The sequence below is a fragment of the Candidatus Villigracilis proximus genome, assembly GCF_016717045.1.
GTDB lineage: Bacteria > Chloroflexota > Anaerolineae > Anaerolineales > Villigracilaceae > Villigracilis > Villigracilis proximus.
In genome coordinates, this window is record NZ_JADJUO010000012.1 from 163,439 (window position 1) to 177,710 (window position 14,272).

15 protein-coding genes are annotated in these 14,272 nt (G+C 43.2%); 10 read left to right on the forward strand and 5 right to left on the reverse strand.

Features of this window, described 5'->3' with window-relative positions; genetic code table 11:
- Positions 1-17: 17 nt before the first annotated feature.
- The 5 genes from IPL71_RS15345 to IPL71_RS15360 form a co-directional block, all read right to left on the reverse strand.
- On the reverse strand, positions 18-680 hold the full coding sequence (locus IPL71_RS15345; RefSeq protein ID WP_345323082.1) for a hypothetical protein: 663 nt from the start codon (positions 678-680) through the stop codon (positions 18-20).
- A 99-nt stretch (positions 681-779) separates the two neighbouring features.
- Entirely contained in the window at positions 780-1,046 is a 267-nt protein-coding gene (locus IPL71_RS15350; RefSeq protein ID WP_345323085.1) for a glutaredoxin domain-containing protein, read from the reverse strand.
- A 48-nt stretch (positions 1,047-1,094) separates the two neighbouring features.
- Positions 1,095-1,943, reverse strand: a complete 849-nt coding sequence (locus tag IPL71_RS15355) for an NAD(P)/FAD-dependent oxidoreductase (RefSeq protein ID WP_345323087.1) — start codon at positions 1,941-1,943, stop codon at positions 1,095-1,097.
- Positions 1,892-2,002, reverse strand: coding sequence for a hypothetical protein (locus IPL71_RS26035; RefSeq protein ID WP_514130801.1), 111 nt, complete (start codon positions 2,000-2,002; stop codon positions 1,892-1,894). Before IPL71_RS26035 ends, IPL71_RS15355 begins: the two co-directional genes overlap by 52 nt.
- Positions 2,003-2,006: 4 nt before the next feature.
- The gene (locus IPL71_RS15360; RefSeq protein ID WP_345323089.1) at positions 2,007-2,306 is read right to left on the reverse strand and encodes a glutaredoxin family protein; all 300 of its coding nucleotides are present in this window, start codon (positions 2,304-2,306) and stop codon (positions 2,007-2,009) included.
- Positions 2,307-2,493: 187 nt separating this feature from the next.
- Between IPL71_RS15360 and IPL71_RS15365 the strand changes: the two genes are divergently transcribed.
- The 10 genes from IPL71_RS15365 (at position 2,494) to IPL71_RS15410 (ending at position 14,211) form a co-directional block, all read left to right on the forward strand.
- The gene (locus IPL71_RS15365) at positions 2,494-3,354 is read left to right on the forward strand and encodes a diguanylate cyclase domain-containing protein (RefSeq protein WP_345323091.1); all 861 of its coding nucleotides are present in this window, start codon (positions 2,494-2,496) and stop codon (positions 3,352-3,354) included.
- A 5-nt stretch (positions 3,355-3,359) separates the two neighbouring features.
- On the forward strand, positions 3,360-4,034 hold the full coding sequence (locus IPL71_RS15370) for a sugar transferase (RefSeq protein WP_345323093.1): 675 nt from the start codon (positions 3,360-3,362) through the stop codon (positions 4,032-4,034).
- A 233-nt stretch (positions 4,035-4,267) separates the two neighbouring features.
- Positions 4,268-5,410 carry a diguanylate cyclase domain-containing protein gene (locus tag IPL71_RS15375; RefSeq protein WP_345323095.1) on the forward strand — a complete coding sequence of 381 codons (1,143 nt, stop codon included), beginning with the start codon at positions 4,268-4,270 and terminating at the stop codon, positions 5,408-5,410.
- Between the two features lie 56 nt (positions 5,411-5,466).
- Entirely contained in the window at positions 5,467-5,871 is a 405-nt protein-coding gene (locus tag IPL71_RS15380) for a hypothetical protein (RefSeq protein WP_345323096.1), read from the forward strand.
- A 26-nt stretch (positions 5,872-5,897) separates the two neighbouring features.
- A complete protein-coding gene (locus IPL71_RS15385; protein ID WP_345323098.1) occupies positions 5,898-6,965 on the forward strand; it encodes an O-antigen ligase family protein in 1,068 nt (355 codons plus the stop codon).
- Positions 6,962-8,434 carry a lipopolysaccharide biosynthesis protein gene (locus tag IPL71_RS15390; protein WP_345323100.1) on the forward strand — a complete coding sequence of 491 codons (1,473 nt, stop codon included), beginning with the start codon at positions 6,962-6,964 and terminating at the stop codon, positions 8,432-8,434. The genes IPL71_RS15385 and IPL71_RS15390 overlap by 4 nt, the downstream gene beginning before the upstream one ends.
- 3 nt (positions 8,435-8,437) lie before the next feature.
- Positions 8,438-9,442 (forward strand): glycosyltransferase, encoded by a 1,005-nt coding sequence (locus IPL71_RS15395; RefSeq protein ID WP_345323102.1) that lies wholly within the window; start codon positions 8,438-8,440, stop codon positions 9,440-9,442.
- A gap of 170 nt (positions 9,443-9,612) precedes the next feature.
- On the forward strand, positions 9,613-10,776 hold the full coding sequence (locus IPL71_RS15400) for a glycosyltransferase (protein ID WP_345323104.1): 1,164 nt from the start codon (positions 9,613-9,615) through the stop codon (positions 10,774-10,776).
- 2 nt (positions 10,777-10,778) lie between these two features.
- Positions 10,779-11,930, forward strand: coding sequence for a glycosyltransferase family 4 protein (locus tag IPL71_RS15405; RefSeq protein ID WP_345323106.1), 1,152 nt, complete (start codon positions 10,779-10,781; stop codon positions 11,928-11,930).
- A gap of 49 nt (positions 11,931-11,979) precedes the next feature.
- The gene (locus tag IPL71_RS15410; RefSeq protein WP_345323108.1) at positions 11,980-14,211 is read left to right on the forward strand and encodes a cellulose biosynthesis cyclic di-GMP-binding regulatory protein BcsB; all 2,232 of its coding nucleotides are present in this window, start codon (positions 11,980-11,982) and stop codon (positions 14,209-14,211) included.
- Positions 14,212-14,272: the final 61 nt, after the last annotated feature.

A 14,272-nucleotide genomic window follows, 5' to 3' on the forward strand; every position in this document is an offset into this window, starting at 1 on the left:
TTAATGAAAGTGAAGCATTAAGGCTGAATTGGTTTAATTACACCCAGATCTGAAGGAGCGCCGCCAAATAAACCTATATCCGTGCAGGATGGTTTATCCACGCGCAATAAGACAACTTCGTTTGAAGAAATGTCCACTTGAATAATGGTATTTTGTTGATACACAGAGTCAACAGTTAATTTCAAGGTCACTTGATTTTGTGCAGGTAAATTTGTGACACAAACCTGCTTGTCGGGATGTTCACGATCTTCATCGATTGCGCGCAATAGAGCGCAATTATTCGGCAGATCCGCCGTTCCTGTGTTTTTCACAGTGACGTAGGCGTTTGTCACTTCACCCATGCCGTGGCTAATGTCCAGACTGGTGTTACAACTAAGAATATCCACAGTCACAGACTGTATCAGTGCAAGAGTTGGCGTTTCAGTTGGGGTGATCGGCGTACTTGTTAAGGTGGGGGATGGGATTTCGGTATTTGTGGGAGTGCTCGGCGAAAGGACCGTTACACCTGGTACTATTTCGGTGGAAAGTGTGGGCGTGATAATCATGGGTGTGGCTGTAATAATGCCCGGTGTCCGTGATGGAATGGGAGTCCATACCGGGAATGGCTGTGGAGAGACACCCCATGCATCACACGCAGTTAGAAAAAATATAAGGATAAGGAAAGCAGATGTTTTCTTCATACTTTTATTATACATATTAATTGTTTAAATCAAAAGCAGAGATAAACCTCGCTTGAAGAATATCTCTGATTTTGATTGTGTTTTACACAGTGTAGATTTTTATGTGTTGGATGTTTTTGCCCGAAGTTCTTCCCAGCTTGGTTCAACAAGCACGTCACCATCAGGGAAGATGATGGTTGGAACGCTTTTATTTCCTTTGTTTACAGTGACTACGAATTCAGTTGCTTTATCGTTACCTTCCAGCCCGACGCGCAGGTATTGAATCCCATTCGTGTCAAAGAATGCCTTTGCCCTGTGGCAATCAGGACAATATTCGGTTGCATACATCACAATCTGTGATGGTTGTGTGGTGTATAGATCAGTCAAGATATTATTCTCCTCGTTTTTTAGTCGAAACATTATTGTAATTTACTTTTATTCGCCGATTGTTTTTAAATATTCTCGAATAGCGAGCGCGGCTGAGGCGCCCTCGCCCGCAGCGGAGGCGGCTTGTTTTGTGGAGCCGGCGCGTACGTCGCCAGCAGCGAAAATGCCGGGAACGCTGGTCATCATATACTCAGTTTTAACAAAACCCCATTGATCAAGATTGGCAGTTCCTTTTAGCAGGTCATTGTTAGGGGTTAGTCCGATAAATACAAACACGCCGTCATAATTGAGTTCTTTGCTTTCGTTTTTATTTTTGTCTTCAACAATGACAGACTCAAGTTTGTTTTTTCCGCGCAGCTCCTTGATGTTGTGATTAAGCAGGACACGCATATTTTCCTTCTCAGCCACTTTGTTCTGTAATATTCTGCTTGCTTTTGGTTCCTGTGAGTTTACGATAATATCAACCTGCGCGGCAAATCTGGTTAAGAAAAGACCTTCCTCGAAGCCGCTATTCCCTCCGCCGACCACCAATACTTTCTTGCCTTTGTAGAAAGCACCGTCACAAGTAGCGCAAAAATGGACGTTTATGCCAATCAACTCATCTTCACCGGGAATATCCATACGGCGATAACGTGCGCCAGAAGTAAGCAGAATAGCCTTGCTGTGATAACGTCTGCCTGAACTGGTCTGCACAATATGGTATTGCCCATCCCTTTGATCTCGGTTACTTCCTGTGCTTGCAGGAGTTCCACTCCAAATTTGCGCGCCTGCTTGCTCAAACGCTCTGCAAAATCTGCTCCCTGAGATGCCCTCATCAAAACCCGGAAAGTTATCCAAGGTTTGCGTTATACCAGCCTGGCCGCCAATTCCTGATTTTTCAATAACCAGAGTGTCCATTCCTCACGCGCCAGATATAACGCAGCCGTTAGTCCTGATGGGCCACTACCAATAATGATGACATCATAGTATTCTTTGCTTGCTTCGGCCTTTTAGTCCAAGTTTTTCAGCAAGTTGGGAATTGGATGGCTCTACAAGAATTTCGCCATCAGGGAAGATAATTGTAGGAATAACCCGCATCCCGTTGTTAAGATTTTCCACAAAAGTCACCCCTTCTGGAATCTCTTCAATATCAATGTTTATATATTGTACGCGATGCTCTCCAAAGAATTTTTTTGCCCGTTTACAGTCAGGGCACCAAGCAGTGCTATAAATGGTAATGACAGAAGGTTGTAAGTTGAAAAGTTCCGGTTTTTGGTCCATTTTATTTCCTTTCGTATACAGATAGATTTTTAGCGTTTATTCTTACTCAGTTGACGACCTGTTTTTGTAAAAAAAAGCAACTTATATATAAAGGAGCGTGAATGCGATTTTATTTGTCGTATTTCTATGTTAAAATCGGTTCATTGATTTTGATATGTAATTGATATGTAATTTTTTAGGTGCTAACGTGACAAATCTTAAGAGATCATTTTTCTGGATTGCATTTTATTTGCTGCTTGTACTGGTACTTGGTCAGCTGGATCGTTCCAATACGCCAATTATTAACTTTGCTGCATATTTTTATCTTACCGCCATCATTATTGTGCCGGTAATGATTTTCGTTCCCTCCCTGCACAAGGTTTCCGTTTTTGTTCCCATGTTTTTCTGGGGCGCAATTTATTTTGCTCTTTTTCAGATCATTGACCGTGAACTAACAGCCACACTGGATATGGAAGTAATTATTTTGGAAATTGTAATACTCGAAGTTGGAGTGTGGCTTTCATATCAATTGGCTGTTGGAATTGAAAGTTCTGAATCGCTGATGGATGCTCTTGCTCAAGGGACATTCCCTCATCGTGCTCTTGAAATGGAATCTGCTTCAGAACAGTTGAAAATTGAATTTGCCCGAAGCAGGCGCTATCATCGGCCATTATCCTTGCTGGTGGTTCATGCCTATCCCAAAGATGAAGAAGTTGTACGGGAGATGTTGAAAAGTTTGCAGCACGATGTATTATCCCGGCTTTCCAATGCACGTATTGGGCAGTCAATTGGTGAGGCGGTTCGTCAGACCGATTTGCTTATTCGGGATCATGTAGGTCGGTTTGTTATTTTATGCCCAGAAACTGATTTGGAAAGCGCTATTTTTTTGGCTGAACGCATTTGTAAAATTGTTGAAGAGCGTGCAGGACTGCATGTCAATTGCGGCGTGGCATCCTTTCCTGATGAAGCATTAACTTTTGAAGACTTGTTACATTTGGCGCGAGACCGTTCAAAGCAATCGTTGATACCCCAAAGATCCATTGATGCCACTGAGAAAGCTATAAAATGACAAGTATGACACTAACTCCTATCGATCAGAATGCATGGATTAATTCCTTTGATCCAAAGAAACGCATCATTACGGGGCGTGCTTATTTCTTCTTTAAGCGGACGATTGACCTTGCTCTGGTCCTTTTGAGTGCTCCTTTTTGGCTTCCTGTTATTTGTGTCATTGCGGTAGTTATTACCATCACCTCTCCCGGAGCCCCTGCAATGTTTACACAATTACGAACCGGGAAAGGCGGCAAGCGTTTTAGCATGTATAAATTCCGCTCAATGGTTCCGAATGCTGAAGCGCTGAAAGAAACATATGCTCATTTGAACGAGCTGCAGTGGCCGGATTTTAAAATTACCAATGATCCGCGCATCACCAAAGTAGGCAGGATCTTGCGAAAGACAAGTTTGGATGAGCTGCCCCAGTTGTTCAATGTCTTAAAAGGCGATATGAGTCTTGTGGGACCGCGTCCAACCTCTTTTGGAGCAGAGACCTACAAGCTGTGGCATACCGAAAGATTGGATGTTGCGCCAGGTTTGACCGGCTTGTGGCAGATCATTGGCCGCGCACAACTTGAGTTTGATGATCGTTTACGCCTTGATATAGCCTATATCGAACGGGCTGGCATTTGGTTTGATATAAACATTCTCTTTCATACGGTTACTGCGGTATTTAAGCAAAGAGGCGCTCATTAGCGTATTGCGAGTTTCGGGTTTTTAGGGCGGAGTGCAACATCATCTATTTTTGTAGTGATTACCGATATAGAGCCGAGAATTTAAGAGGGTATCCCATTGGTACTAGCATTAAGTAAAATTTATTATCCTTACGGGTATAATATTATTTCTTTGCAAAAATGCAAGGTCTGTGTTTTTCGAGATTGTTTGATTTATTTTTTGAAAGTTATCAAAAAGCAGAAAGGATAATTTATATGGAACTTAAACTTTATTTTCGGATGTTACAACGGGGGTGGTGGCTTGTTCTTCTTGTTGCGCTTGTTTCCTTGCTTGCGTCGTTGACTGCTTCATATCTGGCAATTCCTAGATATAAAACGACAGCAAGATTTATTATTACACCAGGGTCTTTATTGACAAGTGAAGGCAGCCCGGAAACTGTAATTGCCGGGCTGGAGACACTGGATTTGCCCTCTGTTGTCGCAACGTACACGGAAGTTATGGGTAGCCAGAGAATATTAGTGGATTCGTTGAGCTATCTAGGTGTTAAGAATTTCGTGCCCAAGGATTACACCATTGATGCAGTTGTCCTTCCTGAGTCCAGTGTTTTGGAGTTAAACGTATCCGGAACCGACCCGCAATTGGTGGCTGATTTGGCGAATGCAATAGGCTATCAGACTATTTTGTTTACCCGTAGTATTAATAGAATTTATGAACTTAACTTTTTGGATGAAGCGGCGCAACCTGTTGCTCCTTATAGTCCAAGTCCGCTTCGGGATGCAGGGTTGTCGCTATTGTTGGGCTTGGCGGGGGGGGCGGTTTTGGCAATATTAAGTGAACAAATTCGAGTTCCTCTTGAGGCTTATCGTCAGCGTTTGCAGATGGATGTCGACACGGGCGTATATAACAATCGATACTTTACGCGTTTGTTGGAAGATGAAGTCTCAAAAAATTCATCTGATGTGCTTTCGATTGGTATTATCGAATTAAATGGAATGTCAGATTTTACAGGTACGCTTCCTCCTCAGGGAGTTTTGCGGGTGCTTGGCAGCGTTACCGATACCTTACGAAAGGAATTGCGTGGTAACGATAATATCGGCAGGTGGAATGACAACAGTTTCATTGTCATGCTTCCCATGACTTCCGCCGAATCTGCAAGCCGAATATTTAAACGAATTTATCAATCACTTTTGGTCCCTGTAGACTTACATCAATATGATGTGAAAATTAACCTGGATCCCCATGTCGGTGGTGGGGAATACAGTAACGGAATTACTGCACAGGAGTTGATTGAAAAAACCATCGGAGCGCTTGATCAGTCCAAACGTGATGAATTAAATCCTGTGTATGTTTGGGAAATGCGTAGTCCGTTTTGGGTTCAGAAAGACGACGTTAATTAATTCCAGCATTTTTGATACTTATAAATACAATTGGTTTCCATTGGATTTAATAATTAATGATTACGAATGACAAAACAGTAAATTCCATACCGATGCAAAAATCATCCCTATTGGATATCAACAAGGCGTCACTGATGTCTGTGGTTATTGCATCGGTTCTTGGCATTTTGATTTCAATTGCCGTAGGGCAGTTTGGCTGGTTAACACTGGTTACGATACCGGCTTTGGCAATGGCGTTTAGTACGGTTTCCAATCCAAGCCTCGGTTTGATGGCTCTTATTATTGTAATTTTTGCGCAAGTCCAAAGAGCCTTTACTGAATTTCTTGGGTTGCCAGGCCCTGGACAACCTTTGGTGGGTTTCTTAATAATGGTTATCGTAATTCGGATGCTCTTGTTCAACGAACGTTCCGTTAACTGGCTTCGTAACAGCTTTATTCTTGTAGTTTATGTTGTGTTTTAATGGTTTCGGTCGTGGCGGCGCAGAACATGGAGCCGGCAATAACGGAATTGATTGATCTTGCGCAGAATATTTTGATTTCTTCACTGGCAATTTATATAATTAAGGAATCTTCGTCGCTGAGAAACGCAATTTGGGCGGTCATTTTTGCAGGGATTTTGATGGCCTCCATTAGTGTGTATCAGAATTTGACCGGTACATTTAGCAATGAATATTGGGGGTTTGGCGGAAATGAATTTTCTGGATATGTGGGCCGCCCTAGAATCACTGGACCCTATCTTACTCCAAACCCTTATGCCCAAGTATTGGCAATCATATTTATTGTTGCTTTGGATCGAACCTGGCATGAATCAAAAATAATATTACGTCTTGTAGCAGGCGCGGGGGCGTTACTTTGCGCGTTGGCTTTAATCTTTACTGATTCTCGCGGCGGTTTTGCTAATTTAATATTCACTATTTTTGTTTATTTTCTATTTAATCGTCCAAATTTTTCTGCAATGCTGGTTATATCCGTTTTTAGTCTTGTTGTGATCCAGTTTTTGCCGGGAAATTTTGCCGAAAGGATACTAACTTTAACAGAATTGAATCCATTTAAAGAAGATACTGCAGTGGTGGCTGATGAGTCCTTTAGAGGACGTACGAGTGAAAACATTGCGGCGATGATGATGTTTTCAGATTATCCGATCTTTGGAGTTGGCTTGAGTAACTACGGAGAAAACTATCAGAAATATTCGCGTGAGATTGGTCTTGATCCTCGTCGTGAAGAGCGCGAACCAGCGAGTTTGTATCTTCAATTATTAGCAGAGCAGGGTGTGATTGGCACCAGTGTATTTCTTTTATTGGTGGTTTCCATATTTATGAAGCTCTTGAAAGCGCAGAGAGACTTTAAATTATTGGGGATGCGGGATGAGATGTATATCACATCAGCTCTTTTCGCTTCTCTTGCAGGATATATGTTTATGTCGATTTACAAGAATAATGCGTATACCAATGTGTTCTGGATGTTGGTTGCCATTTGTATTTCAGCCGCGCAAATTGCGACAAATATTATGAAGCCGGATGAAGAATCTGGAAATTCCATGGAGTTTTCCAGTTGAGCGGAGAACTTCAAAACGCCGATATTTCCAAGGTGGCAATCCGTGGCACAGCCTGGCGCTATGTTGCTTTGTTTACCGGGAAATTTATGGTTTTCATCAGCACAGTTGTGCTCGCTCGATTATTAACCAAGGATGATTTTGGCCTTGTTGGATACGCCGTTACGGTTATCGCATTCCTTGAGGGGATTAGTGACCTTGGTGTGACGGCTGCAATCATTTATTTTCCCGACGATCAAAAACGAATTTCCAGCGGCTTTTGGATTAATCAAATTACAAGCTTTCTGTTTTTCGGCTTAACCTGGATTTTTGCTCCAGCCATAGCAATTTATTTCAGAGATGAGCGTGTGGTGGAGATAACGCGTGTTCTTTCGTTAACTTTCCCTTTCCTTGCTTTGGGATATATGCATGAAGCAGTTTTACTTAAAAGATTATCCTTTAAGCGTAGCTTTATTCCTTCATTTGTTAAATCTCTGGCCAAAGGGTTGACGTCTATTGGATTCGCTTTGGCTGGATTTGGCCCCTGGAGTTTGATCTGGGGACAATTAATTGGCACATTGATTTCTTCAATCTCCTATTGGGTGGTTACTCCCTGGCGTCCCTCCTTAATCCTTGATTTTAAGATGGGGTACGCTCTCCTAAAATATGGGGTCGTTTTTATAGCCGGAGAGCTGCTGGCGGTTATCCTCATGAATCTAGACTATTTACTAGTGGGCCGTTATTTGGGCTCTGAGAAACTTGGCGTCTATACTCTTGCTTTTCGTATGCCTGATTTATTGATCCTTGAATTTGCCCGTACTTTAAGTAATGTGTTGTTTCCAATATATGCGCAAATGCGTGAACAAACTGGCAATATGTCACGGGCTTTTTTTCTTGCAACACGTTACATCTCTTTAATGACGATCCCAATGGGTTTGGGGCTGGCTCTTGTTGCTGAGCCATTTATCATCACATTTTTTACAGAGAAATGGATTGATGCCGTACCAGTTGTACGTGGAATCGCGATATATGCAATGCTCCTTTCGGTTGTTCACAATACAAGCAGTGTGTATTGGGCTGAAGGTCGCCCGCAAATTCTTACGTGGGTGGGGCTGGCCCGTCTTGCCATGCTTTTCCCTGCTTTATCATGGGCCGTGCTGTCAGCGCAGTCCATTGTCATGGTAAGTTGGATGCATGCATTAATCGCATTCTTAAGCGCTTTGCTGAATTTTTATATTGCAACACGGTTGATTGGTTTGTCTATGATTGAGATTGGGAGTGCATTGCGTCCTGCTGTATTATCGGGTTCTCTTATGGCAATTGCCGTTATGTTGGTGATGAGTCAGACTCAGGCTTTTCTACAACCATGGCTTTTATTGATTGTAAATGTGGCTGTTGGTGGACTGGTTTATATCGCCAGTTTGTGGATTTTTCAGCGCGAGATCATTTTGTCCATCGTGGATAGATTACGTGATGCCTTGGGGAGAAATTAACCTGTGAATGGCGTAATGATGCTGGTAAATGAATTTCCACCTCTTCCAGTTGGTGGAGCGGAGACACAGGCAGAGCGTCTTGCCATTTATATGGCTGGACATGGATGGCCCACCTGGGTACTTACACGTCGGGCGCCTGGGTTGGCTGCAAATGAAATGCGTCAAGGATTTCAGATCATTCGTCCGCGAACCATAGGGTCGGGAAAAATCCGCACCCTTACTTTTATGTTGTTCGCATTAATAACTCTGTACCAAATGCGCCGTCAATATCAAATTTTACATGCCCATCTGGCTTTTGGCCCGGCATTTGTTGCCGTTCTTATGGGGCGTTTGTTGGGTAAACGTGTCATTGTTAAACTTGGCGGCAGCAATTCCATCGGCGACGTGAATGTTTCCCGTAAAACCTGGAGAGGACGTTTGCGTTTGGCTGCGATTCGTCGTTGGGCTGATGTGGTTGTTGTGCTCACTGATATTATGCGCGACGAAGCCCTCAGTGTTGGCATACCCTTGGACCGTGTCGTGCTTTTTAATAATGGCATTGATTCAAGTGCTTATGTTTTTGATAAGACATCAAAAGCTGCGGCAAAGGAATCATTGGGACTGACCGGTAAAACGGTTCTACTTTTTGTTGGACGGCTTGATCCGGTCAAGTCCTTGCCGACAGCGTTGGAAGCATTAAAGATTGCACAAATCTCCTGCCCTTCATTGCATATGTTGATTGTTGGAGACGGTCCCGAAAGACTGCTCTTGCAAGATATTGCTGAGAATATGAAAGGGCAGGTTACTTTTGCCGGCAATCAAAAGGATGTACAACCTTATTTACGAGCCGCGGATATATTTGTTTTGCCTTCTATTACCGAAGGTATATCTAATGCACTCCTTGAAGCTATGGCCTCCGGGCTGGCTTGTGTGGCGACTCCAGTGGGTGGCAATAATGAAGTTTTAGATAAAGGTAAGTATGGCAGAATGGCCCCGCGCTTGATGTGCAGGCCTGGTCAAAAACATTGATTGAGTTAGCTGAAAACGAACGACAACGCCTTCAGCTTGGTGAACTTGCAAAACAGCGAATATTGGATGTTTACGATTTTAATGTGGTAGGCGCTCAGTATGAGTCTTTGTATGTTCAATTATTGGACAAATAAAAAAATAGCTGCTTATAGATTATTAAATTATTTCCTATGAAAAAGATTCATGCTCTTCACTTAATTGATGGTTTGACTTTTGGCGGTGCAGAAACCTTGCTGCGAGATTTGGCGTCCGGGCTTGAAAGGCGCGGGTATCGCATCACGGTTGGATATAGTACTCCCGGCCCGTTTGTTCAAGAGTTGGCAGATAAAGGATTGACCTTAAAGCATATTCCACGAATGGGCTTGGTCGATCCTGTGTTTATGTTTCGTATGGTGAAACTAATGCGAAGCGATCCGCCCGAAATTGTACACACTCACTTGTTTAAAAGTGATTTTCACGGACGGTTGGCTGCGCGTTTGGCAGGTGTGCCGGTAGTCATATCAACTTTACACAACAATGATGTATGGGCAAATAACTGGTTTCTCGGTCGTCTTTATGGTGCCACGGCGTATTGGGCTGACCGGCTTATCGCTGTTTCTTCAGAAGTACGGGAGTTTCATCTTAGGAAAACCAGAGTTTCACCGCAAAAAATAGTGGTTATAGAAAACGGAGTTGATGTTGCTGCGTTTACCGGGCATGAGGATAAGGCAAAAAGTATTCGGGCAGAGTTGGACATTATGCCTGATGCGCCTTTGCTGGGTATTATCGGTAGATTGAAACCTCAGAAAGATATACCGACATTCTTATTAGCCGCAGTTGAAGTGCTTCGAGAGCAGCCAAACGCACGTTTTCTTGTAGTTGGGGATGGCCCCTTGCAATCAGAGTTGGAAATACAGTCAAAGAGCCTGGGGTTGTTTCCTTCATTGATTTTTACCGGGATGAGAAAAGATATTCCCGCGATCTTGGCGGCCTTGGATGTACTGGTGCTTTCTTCACTATGGGAAGGGTTGCCGGTAATTCTGTTGGAGGGGATGGCAGCTGCCCGAGCGGTTGTATCCACTTCAGTGGATGGTGTTGTCGGTGTAGTTCTTCCCAATGAGACAGCGCTTCTCGTACCTCAAAAAAATCCTGCAGATTTGGCACAGGCTTGTTTGAAATTGATTCAGAATCCGGCACTGCGCCAAAGTATGGGTCAATCCGGGCAGGAGAGGGTCATAAAGAAATATAGTCTGAACGCCATGATCGATAAAATTTCCTCTTTGTATGTTGAACTTCTGCAAGCCAGAGGATTCGATATCTCTGATTTCTCCGAAATATCGGAAGCAGGTAATTGAATATGCCGCAGAAAATTCGTTTATTAATTGTTTCAAAATCTACCGGCGGTGTTGCCACTTACGTTAAGTCTTTGGTAAGTGGATTAAATCGGGATTTGTTTATCATTACGGTAGTGTGCCTGTCTGAAAATGGAAAAGAATTTGCAGCTGAGTTAACTCAAAGGTATGGCGTTAAAGCTTTTCATCTGGCAATGAATCGTTATAAAGTAAATCCATTAACAGATGCTTGGGTTTACTTGAAATTAACTTCTCATATCAGGCATGAAAAATATGACATCATTCATGCACATGCGTCAAAACCCGGATTTTTGATCCGGATGGCCGCCATTGGCACAGGTATTCCAGTGATTTATTCCCCGCATAACTTTGCTTTTCACGAAGGCACCCCCGGGATTTTAGCCTGGGTGGTTGCGTTGTTTGAAAAATTTGCGGCGATTTTCACAGAAAAGATTGTCGCTGTCGCACAACATGAGCGTGACCTGGCTTTAAGGTATGGGGTTGGTACCCCCGAAAAGTACGCAGTTATTCACACTGGTATTGATGCGCGTCCTTTTCGAAATGATATTGATATTTCCGGAATTAAGAAAACCATTAATATTCCGGCTGATTCACCGGTAATTGGAACAGTGGGTCGTCTGGCGGTTCCAAAATTGCCATTGGATTTTGTATTGGTGGCTGCTGGTATAAATAAAATCAGACCCAATGTTCATTTTGTCTGGGCTGGATCTGGCCCGCTGGAATTGGAGGCTAAAAAGTTATCCTTCGAACTGGGCTTGGATGACCGAATTCACTGGCTTGGACAACGCTCGGATGTACCTGCGCTTTATCGAATTTTTGACTGTTTTGTTTTACTTTCTCAATGGGAAGCGTATCCTTACGTGATTTTGGAGGCTTTTGCCTCTGGAGTTCCTGTGGTGGCGACGAGTAACTTGGGTACAAGTGAATTGATTGAGACCGGCAGAAACGGCAAACTCGTTCCGCAGGGAAATATTCAGGCAATGGTTGATGCAATAAACGAAATTCTTGAAGATACTGAGCAGGCCGAGGCACTCTGTCGTGCTGCTGAAAAACAGATTGATGAAGTGTTCACAATGGAAACCATGTTGCTTTCGCTTGAGAAAATCTACATGCAAAAGGCAACTGTTCTGAAATAAGTTTTTTGTCCAGTAGCTAATTATTTGATGTCGGAAAGGAATTTAAAAAATGAAAAAATCAATATTATCTCTTATTATCTTTAGCGTTTGTCTGTTGTTGTTGCCCAACACCATAGGGTCTGCCCGGGGTATTCAGGCAAATCCTGTGGTAATGCCTGTAGCTGATGAAACTTCTTTTACGTTTGTTCAATTACGTGAGGAAGAATTACGTATGTTCGGACCTTTTGCAACCGAAACCTTACTGTTTGGATTGCCAGCAAACTGGAAATTGCTGGAGGGTGCCCAACTTGAATTAAATATGACGGTTGCGATACAAAACTCAACCACGCAGGCTGAAGCCGGCTCCATATACGGTGGAACTTTAACCGTCACAATAAATGGCATACCCGTTGCTGTTTTGCCATTAAATCAATCTGGCGCTGTCACGCAAGTGATCTCTATTCCGTTGGATGTGTTGCGCCCTCTTCGCGAGGATGGCCGTGTTGAATTAGCCTTTTTGTTGAGTAGTAGCCAGGCTTGTTTGATCGATCAAAAAATGGATGTTGTGATTCATTCCAGCTCACGATTTACCATTCCTCATGAGATTGTTCAGCCAGATACAAATTTGGCGAATTTTCCCCGCCCTCTATATCAAGACTCGATTTTTGTTGACTCTGCACGTATCGTTATTCCTGATCAGCCCACTGCCGCTGAATTACAGGCTGCTGTAACTGTTGCTGCTGGTTTGCAAGCGCGGTCGGGTAATTCCATGCTTATTGATGTTGTTTCCAGTAGTGGGTTGACTCCAGATAATTCGGCTGATAGTCATTTAATTATGGTGGGGAATGCCGGATCTTTGCCCGCCTTATATCAACTTCTTCTACCGTTGGGGGTAAATGAAGGTCAATTTGCCAGCGCTGGAGAATCTGGTGTTTTGCAAATGATCAGCTCACCGTGGAGTCCGGATCGGGTTATTTTAGTAGTCTCTGGAAATAATGATCAGGCTACGATAAAAGCTGCTCAGGCATTAAGTACCGGCGTAATCCGTCCAAATAATGTTTCGAATCTTGCGTTGATTGATGATGTAAATGACAGAGTTTATATAAACGAATCATCGGTTGACCAGACCTTGGGCGGCTTAGGGTATGAAAGCGCCACATTTGAAGGTCGCGGCGAGAATACTGAAACTTATCAGTTTTATATTCCTACAGGACAAACTGTAACTGCAGAAGCTTATTTTGAAATTTCCATAAGTAATAGTATGCTTTTGAATTACAGCAGGTCTGGTTTGTTTATTGTACTTAATGACAAGCCGATTGGAAGCATTCGATTAAGTGATGATACCGCTAATAAACCAAATAATCGTGTACGGATTGCCGTCCCGCCTTCTGCGGTTCGACCCGGATTAAACTTTTTGGATGTGACCGCAGTTCTTGAGCCGCTTGAAGAGTGTGCTGATCCAAATCAAGCCGGCCTATTCGTTACGCTTTGGTCTGACTCTCGTTTATACCTGCCTTTGGGGCCAGCTCCTGTAAACACGATTGATGTTCCTGATTTGGGCGGATACCCAATCCCATTTGTTCAGGTGCCTGAACTAAGTCAGATTGCTTTTGTGTTACAGAGAGACAATTTTGATTCCTGGCGCTATGCCATTCAACTTGCCGCCGATTTGGGTGCAACTTCAGATGGCGTGATTTTTACACCCACTGTTTTTTATGCAGATGATGTGCCAGAGGCTGCCCGCTCAATTTACAATCTGTTGGTGATAGGTTTTCCAAGCAAGATGAAATTTATGAACGAGATTAATGACAGGTTGCCTGCTCCATTTCCAGCGGATAGTGATACTGCGCAAGAATCTGAATTACAGGTTGTTTATCAAATTGACCCTCAAATGCCGGCGGGATATTTGGAGCTATTGCCGTCGCCCTGGAACCCGGAAAACCTAATTATTACAGTATTAGGGAATTCTCCCCTCGGAGTTTCCTGGGCCGCGGATGCTTTACTTGACGAGTCTGCCCGTCCTAAATTAATCGGGAATTTTGCTGTTGTGACAGACGAGCAGGTCATTTCAATTGATACGCGTTTGTTCGCGAATGAAAATGATCCTGCTTCTTTGCCGGCTGTCGTTATTCCTTCAGATGTTATTGCTACAGATGTTGCGAGTACTCCAACAGGTACTCGCACATCAGCCTCTGCATTATTGCCAATTGCGCTGGTTGTTACTGTTTTCTTGATTTTTGTTGTTATTGGGATTGCCCTTTACACCAATAGAAAAAGCAAGTTGACACCCAATAAAAAATGATTGGTAGGTAATAAAAGTAAGGCAGTGGTGTAAAGCAAATAAATTGGGTGCGTTTTTTAAA

Coding starts and splice junctions, on each gene's coding strand:
- IPL71_RS15345 (WP_345323082.1), bottom strand. CDS start 680: ATGAAGAAAACATCTGCTTTCCTTATCCTTATATTTTTTCTAACTGCG.
- IPL71_RS15355 (WP_345323087.1), bottom strand. CDS start 1,943: ATGGACACTCTGGTTATTGAAAAATCAGGAATTGGCGGCCAGGCTGGT.
- IPL71_RS15360 (WP_345323089.1), bottom strand. CDS start 2,306: ATGGACCAAAAACCGGAACTTTTCAACTTACAACCTTCTGTCATTACC.
- IPL71_RS15370 (WP_345323093.1), top strand. CDS start 3,360: ATGACACTAACTCCTATCGATCAGAATGCATGGATTAATTCCTTTGAT.
- IPL71_RS15375 (WP_345323095.1), top strand. CDS start 4,268: ATGGAACTTAAACTTTATTTTCGGATGTTACAACGGGGGTGGTGGCTT.
- IPL71_RS15380 (WP_345323096.1), top strand. CDS start 5,467: ATGATTACGAATGACAAAACAGTAAATTCCATACCGATGCAAAAATCA.
- IPL71_RS15385 (WP_345323098.1), top strand. CDS start 5,898: ATGGAGCCGGCAATAACGGAATTGATTGATCTTGCGCAGAATATTTTG.
- IPL71_RS15400 (WP_345323104.1), top strand. CDS start 9,613: ATGAAAAAGATTCATGCTCTTCACTTAATTGATGGTTTGACTTTTGGC.
- IPL71_RS15405 (WP_345323106.1), top strand. CDS start 10,779: ATGCCGCAGAAAATTCGTTTATTAATTGTTTCAAAATCTACCGGCGGT.
- IPL71_RS15410 (WP_345323108.1), top strand. CDS start 11,980: ATGAAAAAATCAATATTATCTCTTATTATCTTTAGCGTTTGTCTGTTG.